The sequence below is a fragment of the Pseudomonas sp. NMS19W genome, from assembly GCF_051554255.1.
GTDB classification, from domain to species: domain Bacteria; phylum Pseudomonadota; class Gammaproteobacteria; order Pseudomonadales; family Pseudomonadaceae; genus Aquipseudomonas; species Aquipseudomonas kribbensis.
In genome coordinates this window covers 832,786-846,187 of the sequence record NZ_CP136718.1, presented here as the reverse complement: position 1 = coordinate 846,187, position 13,402 = coordinate 832,786, and the positions used below count along the sequence as shown (strand labels likewise).

Annotated in this window: 13 protein-coding genes; 6 read left to right on the top strand and 7 right to left on the bottom strand. The window is 55.8% G+C overall.

The window, feature by feature from the left end; genetic code table 11:
• The first annotated feature begins 20 nt into the window (after positions 1 to 20).
• Positions 21 to 1,322, top strand: a complete 1,302-nt coding sequence (locus R1A29_RS03655) for a type II toxin-antitoxin system HipA family toxin (protein ID WP_438302004.1) — start codon at positions 21 to 23, stop codon at positions 1,320 to 1,322.
• 98 nt (positions 1,323 to 1,420) lie between these two features.
• On the opposite strand, the gene R1A29_RS03650 is transcribed toward R1A29_RS03655, so the two are convergent.
• Entirely contained in the window at positions 1,421 to 3,004 is a 1,584-nt protein-coding gene (locus R1A29_RS03650) for a peptide chain release factor 3 (protein WP_085608055.1), read from the bottom strand.
• A gap of 357 nt (positions 3,005 to 3,361) precedes the next feature.
• Between R1A29_RS03650 and R1A29_RS03645 the strand changes: the two genes are divergently transcribed.
• The 4 genes from R1A29_RS03645 to R1A29_RS03630 are packed head-to-tail and all read left to right on the top strand — an operon-like array spanning position 3,362 to position 6,784.
• Complete coding sequence (locus R1A29_RS03645) at positions 3,362 to 4,051, top strand: ABC transporter permease (protein WP_170931630.1); 690 nt, start codon at positions 3,362 to 3,364, stop codon at positions 4,049 to 4,051.
• A gap of 21 nt (positions 4,052 to 4,072) precedes the next feature.
• On the top strand, positions 4,073 to 4,966 hold the full coding sequence (locus tag R1A29_RS03640) for a glycine betaine ABC transporter substrate-binding protein (protein ID WP_438300681.1): 894 nt from the start codon (positions 4,073 to 4,075) through the stop codon (positions 4,964 to 4,966).
• A 13-nt stretch (positions 4,967 to 4,979) separates the two neighbouring features.
• Complete coding sequence (locus tag R1A29_RS03635; RefSeq protein ID WP_007953690.1) at positions 4,980 to 5,633, top strand: ABC transporter permease; 654 nt, start codon at positions 4,980 to 4,982, stop codon at positions 5,631 to 5,633.
• Positions 5,630 to 6,784 carry an osmoprotectant ABC transporter ATP-binding protein OsmV gene (locus R1A29_RS03630; RefSeq protein WP_438300680.1) on the top strand — a complete coding sequence of 385 codons (1,155 nt, stop codon included), beginning with the start codon at positions 5,630 to 5,632 and terminating at the stop codon, positions 6,782 to 6,784. The genes R1A29_RS03635 and R1A29_RS03630 overlap by 4 nt, the downstream gene beginning before the upstream one ends.
• 50 nt (positions 6,785 to 6,834) lie before the next feature.
• Here the strand turns inward: R1A29_RS03630 and R1A29_RS03625 are convergent, their stop codons facing one another.
• A complete protein-coding gene (locus R1A29_RS03625; protein ID WP_438300679.1) occupies positions 6,835 to 7,059 on the bottom strand; it encodes a hypothetical protein in 225 nt (74 codons plus the stop codon).
• Between the two features lie 306 nt (positions 7,060 to 7,365).
• Here R1A29_RS03625 and R1A29_RS03620 point away from each other — a divergent pair, with 306 nt between their 5' ends.
• Positions 7,366 to 8,529 (top strand): type III PLP-dependent enzyme, encoded by a 1,164-nt coding sequence (locus R1A29_RS03620; RefSeq protein WP_039769212.1) that lies wholly within the window; start codon positions 7,366 to 7,368, stop codon positions 8,527 to 8,529.
• A 46-nt stretch (positions 8,530 to 8,575) separates the two neighbouring features.
• On the opposite strand, the gene R1A29_RS03615 is transcribed toward R1A29_RS03620, so the two are convergent.
• From R1A29_RS03615 to R1A29_RS03595, 5 genes are all read right to left on the bottom strand, one after another.
• The gene (locus R1A29_RS03615) at positions 8,576 to 9,472 is read right to left on the bottom strand and encodes a hypothetical protein (RefSeq protein WP_438300678.1); all 897 of its coding nucleotides are present in this window, start codon (positions 9,470 to 9,472) and stop codon (positions 8,576 to 8,578) included.
• 23 nt (positions 9,473 to 9,495) lie between these two features.
• A complete protein-coding gene (locus R1A29_RS03610) occupies positions 9,496 to 10,071 on the bottom strand; it encodes an alpha-xenorhabdolysin family binary toxin subunit B (protein ID WP_438300677.1) in 576 nt (191 codons plus the stop codon).
• Positions 10,059 to 11,705, bottom strand: a complete 1,647-nt coding sequence (locus R1A29_RS03605; protein WP_438300676.1) for an alpha-xenorhabdolysin family binary toxin subunit A — start codon at positions 11,703 to 11,705, stop codon at positions 10,059 to 10,061. Before R1A29_RS03605 ends, R1A29_RS03610 begins: the two co-directional genes overlap by 13 nt.
• A 244-nt stretch (positions 11,706 to 11,949) precedes the next feature.
• A complete protein-coding gene (locus tag R1A29_RS03600) occupies positions 11,950 to 12,648 on the bottom strand; it encodes a tetratricopeptide repeat protein (protein WP_438300675.1) in 699 nt (232 codons plus the stop codon).
• Positions 12,649 to 12,705: 57 nt separating this feature from the next.
• Positions 12,706 to 13,386 carry a Fe2+-dependent dioxygenase gene (locus tag R1A29_RS03595; RefSeq protein ID WP_438300674.1) on the bottom strand — a complete coding sequence of 227 codons (681 nt, stop codon included), beginning with the start codon at positions 13,384 to 13,386 and terminating at the stop codon, positions 12,706 to 12,708.
• Positions 13,387 to 13,402: the final 16 nt, after the last annotated feature.

Below are 13,402 nucleotides of genomic sequence, written 5' to 3'. Positions count from 1 at the left end.
CGATAACTGCAGAAGTGTGGATGTGGGATACCAAGGTAGGCGCTGTGCTTTGGGATGAAAGCCAGTCCCCCGCAACAGCAACATTTGAATTCGATCCAGCCTTTACCGAAATCGGACTGGAGATTGCACCACTGACCATGCGAGCAGTGGCAGGTGAGGTGTACGCCTTCCCATCGCTGAACGTTCAAGCTTTCAAATCTCTCCCGCCATGCCTTTCAGATTCGCTTCCCGATGACTTCGGTAACGCAGTGATCGACGCTTGGCTGGCCAAGGAAGGACGCGACCCCAATAGCTTCACTCCCGTTGAGCGATTGCTTTACATCGGCGCCCGAGGCATGGGGGCGCTGGAGTTTCGCCCTGCCGTGGACAGGGCCAGGACCAGGATCGAAAAGCTGGAGCTCGATTCTTTGGTGGAGCTTGCCGGACAGATCCTCGAGCAGCGTCAACAGCAGTTTGCCGGACTGCAACTGGGTCATGAAGGCAAGCAGGACGAGGAAGCGCTCAAGCATATGTTTCAGGTGGGTTCATCGGCTGGCGGCCAACGACCGAAGGCAATCATTGCCATCAATGAAAAAACCGGTGAGCTTTGCTCGGGACAAATCACAGCCCCGGAGGGGTACAGCTATTGGCTGTTCAAGTTCGACGTGCCCAAAGGGGCAAACTCACTGGGTGACCCTGCCGGCTTTGGCCGGGTGGAATACGCTTACCATCTGATGACTGTCGCCTCGGGGATTATCATGACCGAGTGCCGTCTGCACATTGATGGTCCTCGTGCTCACTTCATGACTCGCCGCTTCGACCGGATGGACGATGGTGACAAGATTCACGTGCAAACATTGTGTGCCATGGACATTGCCGACTACACCAAACCAGGCGCGTACTCTTACGAACAAGCGCTACTCGTAGCGAGGGATCTGAGCCTTCCCAGAGAGGATCAAATAGAGCTGTTTCGACGCGCCGTGTTCAATGTGATTGCGCGAAATCAGGACGACCACACTCGAAATATTGCTTTCCAGGCCTGGAGGGATGGGGTTTGGCGCCTGACTCCGGCATATGACATGTGCTGGGCTTATCGCGCTGACTCACCATGGGTATCCACTCACCAGATGACCATCAATGGAAAAAGGGATGCCTTTACAGTCGAAGATCTGCTCGCACTGGCTAAACAGATCCCCAGGTTGAACGGGCGCAAAATCATTAAGGAAGTTGCCGATTCGGTGCGTCGATGGCGCGAATTCGCAGGTATCGCTGGCATTGAAAATGAAAAACTGATCGAAGAAATTGAACACAGCCACCGGTTGTATCTTGCGGACGACCTGTGAAGAAAAAACAAAAAAGCCCTGCAGGCGTAAACCTGCAGGGCTATTCGCTCTGAACCCCGCAGTTTGCGCTGCAGGGAGTCAGCACAGTAGATCAGCGCTTAGTGGTGTTCACGGGTCGCACGGAATTTCACGTCCGGCCAGCGCTCTTCCATCAGGGCCAGGTTGACCCGGGTCGGGGCGAGGTAGGTCAGGTGACCGCCGCCGTCCAGCGCGAGGTTTTCCACAGCCTTGTTGGAGAATTCCTCCAGCTTCTTCTTGTCGCTGCATTCGATCCAGCGCGCGGAGTACACGGTGATCGGCTCGTAGGAGCACTCGACCTTGTATTCCTCTTTCAGGCGGCTGGCGACCACATCGAACTGCAGCACACCGACGGCGCCGAGGATGATGTCGTTGCTGCGCTCCGGGAAGAACACCTGGGTCGCGCCTTCTTCGGCCAGCTGTTGCAGGCCCTGGCGCAGTTGCTTGGATTTCAGCGGATCGCGCAGGCGTACGCGGCGGAACAGTTCCGGAGCGAAGTGCGGGATACCGGTGAAGCCCAGGGTTTCGCCTTCGCTGAAGGTGTCGCCGATCTGGATCGTGCCGTGGTTGTGCAGACCGATGATGTCGCCGGCGTACGCCTCTTCCAGCTGTTCACGCTCGGAGGAGAAGAACGTCAGGGCGTCACCGATGCGCACGTCCTTGCCGGTGCGCACGTGGCGCATCTTCATGCCTTTTTCATACTTGCCGGAGCAGATACGCATGAAGGCGATGCGGTCGCGGTGTTTCGGGTCCATGTTCGCCTGGATCTTGAAGATGAAGCCCGAGAACTTCTCTTCCACCGGCTCCACGGTGCGCTCGTTGGCTACGCGTGGCAGCGGACGCGGCGCCCAATCAACCACGGCGTCGAGGACGTGATCGACACCGAAGTTGCCCAGTGCGGTACCGAAGAACACCGGGGTCAGTTGACCGTCGATGAATTCCTGCTGGTTGAACTCGTGGCAAGCACCCTGCACCAGTTCCAGCTGTTCGAGGAAGCGGTCGTACTCGTCGCCCAGGTGGGCGCGGGCTTCGTCGGAATCGAGCTTCTCGATGATCTTGGTTTCGGTACGTTCGTGACCGTGGCCGGCGGTGTAGACAATGATGTAGTCGTCCGCCAGGTGGTACACGCCCTTGAAGTCGCGGTAGCAACCGATCGGCCAGGTGATCGGCGCAGCCTTGATCTTCAGGACGGCTTCGATCTCGTCGAGCAGTTCGATCGGGTCGCGGATGTCACGGTCGAGTTTGTTGATGAAGCTGACGATCGGCGTGTCACGCAGACGGCAGACGTCCATCAGGGCGATGGTCCGTGGCTCTACACCTTTACCGCCGTCGAGAACCATCAAGGCCGAGTCCACCGCGGTCAGGGTGCGGTAGGTGTCTTCGGAGAAGTCTTCGTGGCCCGGGGTGTCGAGCAGGTTGATCATGTGTTCGCGATACGGGAACTGCATGACCGACGTGGTAATGGAAATACCCCGCTGCTTCTCCATCTCCATCCAGTCGGATGTCGCATGGCGGTCGGATTTACGGGATTTCACCGTACCGGCCACTGCAATCGCCTTGCCCATCAACAGGAGCTTTTCGGTGATCGTGGTTTTACCGGCATCGGGGTGGGAAATAATGGCGAAAGTGCGGCGTTTCGCGACTTCGGCGGCCTGTCTGGTCATGGGAAATCGCCTGGCGGTGATTCAAAAAAGGGCCGCGATTATAGCCCAAGTCAAGACAATAACCGAACCGTTGAGCACATTAAGGGTGGCCAAATGCTGCCTCAGATGGGAACCTTTTAAAGCACGGAGACGTCCATCCCCTGTTACGACTTTTCGTCAGGGGCTGAAAAATCAGCAAGTTAGCCTGACGAGGCTGCGCTCATGGCTCGCTTTCAGACCGCTTTTGGCCGGTGCTGGGGGAGCTGCTTCTCGCGAACGTTCACTCCCGGCAGCCAGGCATGGCATGCCACTCGGGACAGCGTCCGCCGACTATAAAAAAGGAGTCCGCCTGTGGCTATCCGCTATGGCAAAGGGCTGATGGGAGGTGCGGTGGTGATCGCGCTCCTGGCCCTGCTGGTCCACTGGATCGGCATTAACACGATCGAACACTACCGCGACGATTTGTTGTTTTACCTGCAAGCTCATCTGATTCTCGTCCTCGCTTCAATGCTGGCCGCCCTTGTCGTGGGCATCCCCGCCGGTATCTTCCTGAGCCGCCCGACCATGGTCGGCCGCGCCGAACGCTTCATGCAGATCTTCAATATCGGCAACACCGTGCCACCGCTGGCCGTTCTGGCGATTGCCCTGGGGATACTCGGCATCGGCAGTGGTCCGGCGATCTTCGCTTTATTCCTCGCCTCGCTTCTGCCGATTGTGCGCAACACCTACGAAGGCCTGAAAAACGTCCAGGGCTCGCTGAAAGAAGCCGCCACCGGCATCGGCATGACCCCGCGCCAGGTGTTGTGGCAGGTCGAGTTGCCCAACGCCGTGCCGATCATCGTCGGCGGTGTGCGGGTAGCTTTGGCGATCAATGTCGGTACGGCGCCGCTGGCGTTCCTGATCGGCGCCAACAGCCTCGGCAGCCTGATTTTCCCCGGCATCGCCCTGAACAATCAGCCGCAACTGCTGCTCGGCGCCGCGTGCACCGCGCTGCTGGCCCTGCTGCTCGATGGCGTGGTCACCCTCGCCAGCCGTCTCTGGCTGGAACGCGGTTTGCGCCCGTCTTAAGGCTTCGGCAAAGGAATATTCATGAAACGACTTAGCTTGATCTTGGGCTGCGTTCTGCTGTTCGCAGGATTTGCCCAGGCGGCAGAAAAGCCGCTCATTCGCCTCGGTGCCCGAGTGTTCACCGAACAAACCCTGCTCGCGGAAATCACCGCCCAGTACCTGCGCAGCAAAGGCTACGACGCGCAGATCACCGGTGGTCTGGGCAGCAATCTGGCCCGCAGCGCCCACGAAAGCGGGCAACTGGACATGCTCTGGGAATACACCGGCGTATCGCTGGTGGCCTACAACCATGTCACCGAAAAACTCGACAGCGAACAGTCCTACGCCCGGGTGAAAGAGCTCGACGCAAAAAAAGGCCTGGTCTGGCTGACGCCGTCGAAATTCAGCAACACCTACGCCCTCGCCCTGCCAAAAAAAGTAGCCGAGGAATATCCGCAGATCAGCAACATCAGCCAGTTGAACGATGTGCTGCGCAGCGAGGCCAAGAGCAATCATCTGGTGGCGCTGGACACCGAATTCGCCAACCGCTCCGACGGCCTTAACGGCATGGTCAAGCTCTACGACATGAACCTGACCCGCCAGAACATCCGGCAGATGGACGCTGGGCTGGTCTACACCGCACTGCGCAACGGCCAGGTGTTTGCCGGCCTGGTCTATACCACCGACGGTCGCCTCAACGCGTTCGGCCTGAAGCTGCTGGAAGACGACAAGCATTACTTCCCGGACTACACCGCCGCGCCCGTTGTGCGCCAGGCCTACCTCGACGCTCACCCGCAACTGGCGGCGCAACTCAAGCCGCTGGCCGAGCTGTTCGACGACGAAACCATGCGCCAGCTCAACGCGCGGGTCGATGTCGATCACGAGAGCCCGTCGAAAGTCGCTGCCGACTTCCTGCGCCAACATCCACTGAACTAAAGGAGGAAAAGTCATGGAATTTTTGAACGCCTTTTCCCACCTCGACTGGCAACAGGTAATGCACCTGACCTGGCAGCACATCACCCTGGTCGGCATCGCCGTCAGCCTGGCGATTCTTATCGGCGTGCCGCTGGGCATTCTGATGACGCGTTTCCCGAGCCTCGCCGGCCCGCTGCAGGCCAGCGCCACGGTGCTGCTGACCGTGCCGTCGATTGCGTTGTTCGGCCTGCTGCTTCCGTTCTACTCGAAGTTTGGCCAGGGCCTCGGCCCGATGCCGGCGATCACCGCGGTGTTCCTTTATTCACTGCTGCCGATCATGCGCAACACCTACCTCGCCCTGACCGGCGTAGAGCCGGGCATTCGCGAAGCCGCACGGGGCATCGGCATGACCTTCGGCCAGCGCCTGCGCATGGTCGAGTTGCCGATTGCGGTGCCGGTGATCCTCGCCGGCGTGCGCACCGCCGTGGTGATGAACATCGGCGTGATGACCATCGCCGCGACCATCGGCGCCGGCGGCCTCGGCGTGCTGATCCTCGCCTCCATCAGCCGCAGTGACATGTCGATGCTGATCGTCGGCGCGCTGCTGGTCAGTCTTCTGGCGATCTTCGCCGACCTCATTTTGCAGTGGCTGCAACGTTCGCTGACTCCAAAAGGACTCCTGAAATGATCGAACTTCAAAACCTCAGCAAGACCTTTCAAAGCAACGGTAAAGATGTGAAAGCCGTGGACTCGGTAAGCCTGACCGTCAATGAAGGCGAAATCTGCGTGTTCCTCGGGCCATCGGGTTGCGGCAAAAGCACCACACTGAAAATGATCAACCGCCTGATCAGGCCGACCTCGGGCAAGATCCTGATCAACGGCGAAGACACCACCGACCTCGACGAAGTGACCCTGCGTCGCAACATCGGCTACGTGATCCAGCAGATCGGTCTGTTCCCGAACATGACCATCGAAGAGAACATCGTGGTGGTGCCGAAACTGCTCGGCTGGGACAAACAGAAATGCCACGACCGCGCCCGCGAACTGATGAGCATGATCAAGCTTGAGCCCAAGCAATATCTGCATCGTTATCCCCGTGAACTGTCCGGCGGCCAGCAGCAACGGATCGGCGTGATTCGCGCACTGGCGGCAGATGCACCGCTGCTGCTGATGGACGAACCGTTCGGTGCGGTGGACCCGATCAACCGCGAGATGATCCAGAACGAATTCTTCGAGATGCAGCGGGCGCTGAACAAGACCGTGATCATGGTCAGCCATGACATCGACGAGGCGATCAAGCTCGGCGACAAGATCGCGATCTTCCGCGCCGGCAAGCTGTTGCAGATCGATCATCCGGACACTCTGCTCGCCCATCCGGCGGACGATTTTGTCAGCAACTTCGTCGGCCAGGACAGCACATTGAAACGTCTGTTGCTGGTAAAAGCCGAAGATGCGGCGGACAACGCACCATCGGTGAGCCCGGAAACTCCGGTGGCCGATGCGCTGGAGTTGATGGACGAGCATGACCGTCGTTACGTGGTGGTCACCTGCGCCGAGAACAAGGCACTGGGTTATGTGCGACGTCGCGACCTGCATCGTCAGACCGGTACGTGCGCGCAGTTCCTGCGTGAGTTCAACGCCACGGCCGCGTACGACGAGCATTTGCGCATCCTGTTGTCGCGCATGTACGAGTTCAATCGTGCCTGGTTGCCGGTAATGGATGCCGAGCGAGTGTTCCTTGGCGAGGTTACCCAGGAGTCGATTGCGGCGTACCTGAGTTCGGGTCGTTCGCGCGGAATGAAGACCAATATCGTGTCGCCGGCCGAAGCGTTGGCCTGATCAAAAGCAAAAGGGCTGTTCGACAGCCCTTTTTTTCGACCGCCGGATCCTCAAGGCCGGGATTTTTTCGCCGACGATGAGCCGGCAAGAAATATCAACACACCAGAGCGCCGAACCCGGCCGTTTTTGTCAGCTTCAACCAGCAAATCCCCCTCACCTGCCCTTCTAGCAGCCAACGTCGCCGATGTTGAAGTGATCGCAGTTATCCATGACTTGGCACGCATCAGCATCGAACGTGCAGGTATTTTTAACACCTGAAAATTATTGCGGAACATCTGACCGTCATCTCGGTCGGCTACAAAGAGTGATATCCGCGACGCACGTCAGAAGCGTGCAAAAACGCGACATTTTTAGTTGATCTCAGGCCCCTCACGCCCTAAAGTTCGCGCCGAACGTCCATGCTGGAAACGATCCATCCGGCTCAAGTACTGACGACGAGACAGCAAGGCCAAGGGCAACGACCCATGGCCTTTTTGCTTTCGGCGACATGCCTTGGGAAGTAGGCGAACCAAAGTGGGGATACGGAGGACGTTCATTTGCACCCATTGTTTTTACCCGTTTGCCCATAGGAGCTCCCAAGTATGTCGATCCAGGTCGAAGACTATTTCGCGCGCGAAACCTTTCAGAAAATGAAGGCCTTCGCCGACAAACAGGAAACCCCGTTCGTGGTGATCGACACCGCGATGATCGCCCAGGCCTACGATGACCTGCGCGCCGGTTTCGAATTCGCCAAGGTCTACTACGCGGTCAAGGCCAACCCGGCCGTCGAGATCATCGACCTGCTCAAAGAGAAGGGTTCGAGCTTCGACATCGCCTCGATCTATGAGCTGGACAAAGTGCTGAGCCGTGGCGTCAGCCCGGACCAGATCAGCTACGGCAACACCATCAAGAAATCCAAGGACATCCGCTACTTCTATGAGAAGGGCGTGCGCCTGTTCGCCACCGACTCCGAAGCCGACCTGCGCAACATCGCCAAGGCTGCGCCGGGCGCCAAAGTCTATGTGCGCATCCTGACCGAAGGCTCGACCACCGCCGACTGGCCACTGTCGCGCAAGTTCGGCTGCCAGACCGACATGGCCATGGACCTGCTGATCCTCGCCCGCGACCTGGGTCTGGTGCCGTACGGCATCTCGTTCCACGTCGGTTCGCAACAGCGTGACATCAGCGTCTGGGACGCCGCGATCGCCAAGGTCAAAGTGATCTTCGAGCGCCTGAAGGAAGAAGACGGCATCCACCTGAAGCTGATCAACATGGGCGGCGGCTTCCCGGCCAACTACATCACCCGCACCAACAGCCTGGAAACGTACGCCGAAGAAATCATCCGCTTCTTGAAGGAAGACTTCGGTGATGACCTGCCGGAAATCATCCTTGAGCCGGGCCGTTCGCTGATCGCCAACGCCGGTATCCTGGTCAGCGAAGTGGTACTGGTTGCGCGTAAATCCCGTACCGCCGTCGAGCGTTGGGTGTACACCGATGTGGGCAAGTTCTCCGGCCTGATCGAAACCATGGACGAAGCGATCAAGTTCCCGATCTGGACCGAGAAGAAAGGCGAGATGGAAGAAGTCGTGATCGCCGGCCCGACCTGCGACAGCGCCGACATCATGTACGAAAACTACAAGTACGGCCTGCCGCTGAACCTGGCGATCGGTGATCGTCTGTACTGGCTGTCGACCGGTGCGTACACCACCAGTTACAGCGCCGTAGAGTTCAATGGCTTCCCGCCGCTGAAATCGTTCTACGTGTAAACAGCCCGCAACTACAAAAAAGGCCCATCCTTGGATGGGCCCTTTTTTACTCACCAACCCATGCATCAAACTGGTTGATCATTGCAGCAAAATCCTCAGACATCCCCACAACCAATTCCAACTTGGCATTCAACCTTCCCAAAGTTGTCACATCGGCCGTTTGAAAAAGCTCCTTCTCTACCCTCTCGACACGTTGGAGGACTCCCTCGATAAAGGCACCCATCTGGGTATATAAGGTAGTGAGCTTGTTAAATAGCAGAGTAATGTCAGATTTATATTCCCCAGCTCTGACCTGCGGATCCGTCGAAGAGTACGCAATGTCCCAGACAGGAGTGGTAGCAGCCTCTCTGAACAGCTCTTCAACGACGATTGATTGCGGATGACATTCACAAGATCGATAGTCCAGCGCCTGAAAAAACGCTGCTTTCAGTCCAAATGAGTTCTGATAGATTGTAGCTATCGGATCTTTCATATGCTCGATCGCGCCTTTCAGGCTCCAGCATTGACCACCCAATGCATGAACCATCTGGATCACCTGAGTTGGCGGAGAACTCCAGACAGGGTCGCGAGAAAAACTGAACAAACCGCAGTCGACTTGATCAAGGCGTTTACTCGTCGAGGCCTGACTGGTTATGTCCAATGCATCACGCTTGAACGCCAATAGTTTTTGAACAAGATCGCTGCAAAGCAGCCGCGCACTTTCAGTACGCCTACCGTAATCGCGCAACATTCTTTGAGTAAAGGAAGCTTGATTAAAACGAGAGTCGTAGGCGAGTCCTGCACGTCGGTGACCACTCTTTTCACGACGCTCAAAAACAAGGGGAATTTTGTCGTAAATCGGGAGCATGCCATCAAGGAATCGCATATAGCGATCCACTACGTACCGCTGCTCCTGGGTAAACTCATAGGCTTCTAAATTCATATCCATATGAAGGGTGAGCACTCAGCTCACCCCTTGACTCCTTGTCAGCGGTAGACAGACTTCACATATTCAGTAATTTCAGAGATTTTTCCGATTGCGATCTTGGCACGCTCATCGATGGGCAGGGACTTGTCCGACACAAAATCACGATCAAATGCTTCAACATCGTCGACCAGCTTCGAGAACTCAGTGACGAACTCCCAACGCCCGTCATCCAGTGAATCAAGAGCCTCCACCAGACGAATTTTCCCATTGGCCACGGTGAAATCGTTGTCATGCTGATCCCGCTGTTCCCGCAAGCCTGCCGCACGCTCTTGCAAGGTTTTGTAGGCGGCGAGCATATTGAGATAGGAAATGGCATGACCGATCCCCGAAATCAATTTTTTGAGTGTATCCATAGCGAGCTGCGCAATCAGAATCTGAGGTGGCTCCAGCCCGAGTGCCTTGAGATTTTCCAGGGATAACTGCACTTCATTACCGATTTTTTCAATGCCGGCCTTCTCGATCAAATCAATCGCGTCCGATACCGATTTTAACTGGGCGGTCAGTTCGGTCAGTTTTTCTTCGACTTTGGCCTTTTGCTCTTGTGCATAGGCCTTATCGCTTTCTAACGTCGCCACCCACTGCTTCGAAAGCCCCTGTCGAATCGACCACTAATATCACGTTTCCAGCCAATAAACTTTCCGCTTCGTTCAGACAAGATGCCGCGCGCAGTTTGCAGCTCAGTTTCAATTTTCGCGGGAACGTCATCGTCTTCCGGAGTGTCGACAAGGTCCTCCAACAGCCATTCCAGGTTGTCAGTGCACCTTTTAAGTTTGATATCGATTTCCTGACACTGAACTTTCACGCCATATGTTTTTTCCCTGATAGACCCTGCCAAAGTATGCATTGTCCCAACGGGTCCAGGCAGATACGAGTACTTTTGCGAAAGCATCTGCGCATTAACGTCTGCATCTTGAACCACACCATTGTGATCCACCAACTGATCCATACTGAAATCTGAAATTGTCAACATAAAGGCACTCCTTGCCTGAAATCTTGCATTACCTTCTTCATATTCCCTGTCTGCTGCCCTGAAGACTTCAAGTAGCGGATCAGTGTTGTTTTTCACATCTTCCCAAGGGTTAATTACACGTTTGATGGCACTGATCAGTCGCGACAATTTGGTCGCTTCTTCCACAAGTTGCAGATCTTCGAACGACCCCTTGATAAAAAGACTCAAAGAGTTCCAGACCAGCATGAGGTTTTGCGTTGCAACTTCCGCTTCGATAGCAACATAGTTGAGATTCTGAAGATCATCACGCACCCTGTTTAGCGAGCTCAACGTCTGATTCTTGCTGGCCATCAACTTATTATCAACGGATTGCTTCTGGCGCAATTCATTGCGATCACGACGAATCTGTTCGGCCTTTACGCCTAAAAAAATACCAACAATTAATCCGATAGGACTCACGATTGCTGATGCAATCGCCTGCTTGACAAGCTCGTCATACTTTTTATTAAGCTCATCGATTTGATCTGCATACTCGTCAATCCTCGCCTGCAGTACTTTTATTTCCTGTGCATAAGTATTATCGGAGACAAACCTCATACGCAGTTTTATTTCCGGCAGCACCTGAGTACGCATATCAGCGCCAAAACTGTCCAGACTGCCCCTCACCACCTCGGCCGTCGCATGACATTTTTTTATATCATCGAGGATGACACCCAGATAGTAACCGATATCATCAACAACACCTTCCGGAACTTCGATACTAGGGATATTTGGCAACTGATCTTTGAGCTTCAAATACTCCTCAATAGTATCAATCCCGTGTTCCTTCAAAAAACCTGAAATTTCAAGCTTCTCGTAAGTTTTAACAATATCGCCGCCAGTCGAAAGAATCCTTGTGGAAAATATATCCAGATCGGTGCCTGTCTGCATGATCTTTTCACGCAGCGGCCTCCAGCGCGCAGCGTGGTCAAATGTCATTTTAAAGGTCTTCTGAAAATCCTCGACCTTAAGTCCGACACCACCACTGTCACCCTCACCGTATCTCAGGTAATCACGGATCGAGCCTATCTCCACGGGCAACGACAAACCCAACTCTTCATACTTTCGCAGACTGATGATTTGTTCTTTTGTAAGCTGTATCCCGGGCTCTCGATTAAAGGCCTCGCCTTCATACTCGCCACGACCAAGAGATGCGTCCATAAATAATTGTGGCGCTACTTCAGCGACACCTGACAGTTCGCCAGTAGTTTTGAGTTCCATCTGAGACTCCTTGTCTTCACTGGATATTAATTTGGCTGACACAATGACAAATGAGCATTACAACTGCGGCCCATCAACACCGTGCAAGCGGACATTAGTCCAGCAAGACGAGCAGCGACAACCCTTCAACTATTAGAATTCAATTCAAAAGACAGCACTAAAAAATCATAAGCAGCCATAACTAATGATCACCAGAAGAGTGACTGCTCACAATTTGGCAAACTTTAAAAATTCACACGTTATTTTATGCGGTCAATTCAGATAAACGCTGACCATAAACGCGGGACATCGCGCGAATCTGCGGATGTTGTGAACCCAACAAGGCTTCACTGCTGACGCGCAGAAAGTTTACGTTGCCCAGTGCCAATGCCTTGCTCAGCCAATGCAGCGAATCATCCACTTTCCCCTCATCAGCTAGAATCGCCGCATAACTGAACTGCCCGCGGAAATCCCCGCCCTCGGCTGAGCGTCGATACCACTCTCGAGCTGCTGCCGGATTCGCAGGGCACACTTGCCCTTCCTCCAGGTAACGCCCCAACAGGTTCATCGATTTGGCGTGTCCTGCCTCAGCGGCCTGCCTGTAAAGGGTCAGCGCCTGAAGATGGTCCTTCACCACACCCCTACCGGTCGCCAGCAGATTGGCCAGGTTGTACATCGCCCAGTCCAGGCCTGCTTTGGCGGCAATCAAATAGTGTTGCGCAGCGATCGATGCCTCTGCTGCACAACCCCATCCGTGTTCATGACACCGACCAAGCATGTTGCGCGCCATCAAATGACCTTGCCCTGCGGCGATTTCAAACCAGCGCAATGCCAGCGGCTGATCCTGCGCAATCCCGTGACCATCGAGCAAAATCTGCCCAAGCAGCGCCTGCGCTTCGAGCACGCCCTCACCCGCCGCCAACAAAATCGCCTGGGCCGCGCGGGCCGGGCTTTCTTCGAGCATGGCCGTGAGTCGTTCGCCGTCGAGGACTTCTTCGCGACGTAACCGAAAGTCCGCCACTTACACCTCGACCCAGCGACGCAACAGGTTGTGATAGGTGCCGGTGAGGCGGATCAGCGAAGGGTGATCGGGCATGTCCTGGGTGAGTTGCTGGATCGCGCCGTCCATCTCGAACAGCAACGCGCGCTGACTGTCTTCGCGAACCAGACTTTGAGTCCAGAAGAACGACGCATAACGTGCGCCGCGGGTGACGGCGTTGACCTTGTGCAGGCTGGTGCCGGGGTACAACACCATGTCGCCGGCGGGCAGTTTCACGCGCTGGGTGCCGTAGGTGTCCTGGATCTCCAGCTCGCCGCCGTCGTAATCCTCGGGTTCGCTGAAAAACAGCGTGGCCGACAGATCCGTGCGCACACGCTCGATGCTGCCCTTGGGCTGGCGCACCGCGTTGTCGATGTGAAAATCGAAACTGCCGCCCGCCGAGTAGCAGTTGAGTAACGGCGGAAATACTTTGTGCGGCAGCGCAGCCGACATGAACAGCGGATTTTTCCACAGGCGTTCGAGCATCGCGGCGCCGATTTCCTTGGCCAGCGGATGACCTTCCGGCAATTGAAGATTGTGCTTGGCCTTGGCCGATTGATAGCCGGCGGTGATCTTGCCATCGGCCCAGTCGGCCTGTTCCAGAGCCTCGCGGATGCGCCGCACTTCGTCTTTCTCGAACAGAGCGGGGATGTGCAGCAGCATGTCGAAGTCACCTGAT

Coding starts and splice junctions, on each gene's coding strand:
- R1A29_RS03655 (WP_438302004.1), top strand. CDS start 21: ATGTGGGATACCAAGGTAGGCGCTGTGCTTTGGGATGAAAGCCAGTCC.
- R1A29_RS03650 (WP_085608055.1), bottom strand. CDS start 3,004: ATGACCAGACAGGCCGCCGAAGTCGCGAAACGCCGCACTTTCGCCATT.
- R1A29_RS03645 (WP_170931630.1), top strand. CDS start 3,362: ATGGGAGGTGCGGTGGTGATCGCGCTCCTGGCCCTGCTGGTCCACTGG.
- R1A29_RS03640 (WP_438300681.1), top strand. CDS start 4,073: ATGAAACGACTTAGCTTGATCTTGGGCTGCGTTCTGCTGTTCGCAGGA.
- R1A29_RS03635 (WP_007953690.1), top strand. CDS start 4,980: ATGGAATTTTTGAACGCCTTTTCCCACCTCGACTGGCAACAGGTAATG.
- R1A29_RS03630 (WP_438300680.1), top strand. CDS start 5,630: ATGATCGAACTTCAAAACCTCAGCAAGACCTTTCAAAGCAACGGTAAA.
- R1A29_RS03625 (WP_438300679.1), bottom strand. CDS start 7,059: ATGTTCCGCAATAATTTTCAGGTGTTAAAAATACCTGCACGTTCGATG.
- R1A29_RS03620 (WP_039769212.1), top strand. CDS start 7,366: ATGTCGATCCAGGTCGAAGACTATTTCGCGCGCGAAACCTTTCAGAAA.
- R1A29_RS03605 (WP_438300676.1), bottom strand. CDS start 11,705: ATGGAACTCAAAACTACTGGCGAACTGTCAGGTGTCGCTGAAGTAGCG.
- R1A29_RS03600 (WP_438300675.1), bottom strand. CDS start 12,648: ATGCTCGAAGAAAGCCCGGCCCGCGCGGCCCAGGCGATTTTGTTGGCG.
- R1A29_RS03595 (WP_438300674.1), bottom strand. CDS start 13,386: ATGCTGCTGCACATCCCCGCTCTGTTCGAGAAAGACGAAGTGCGGCGC.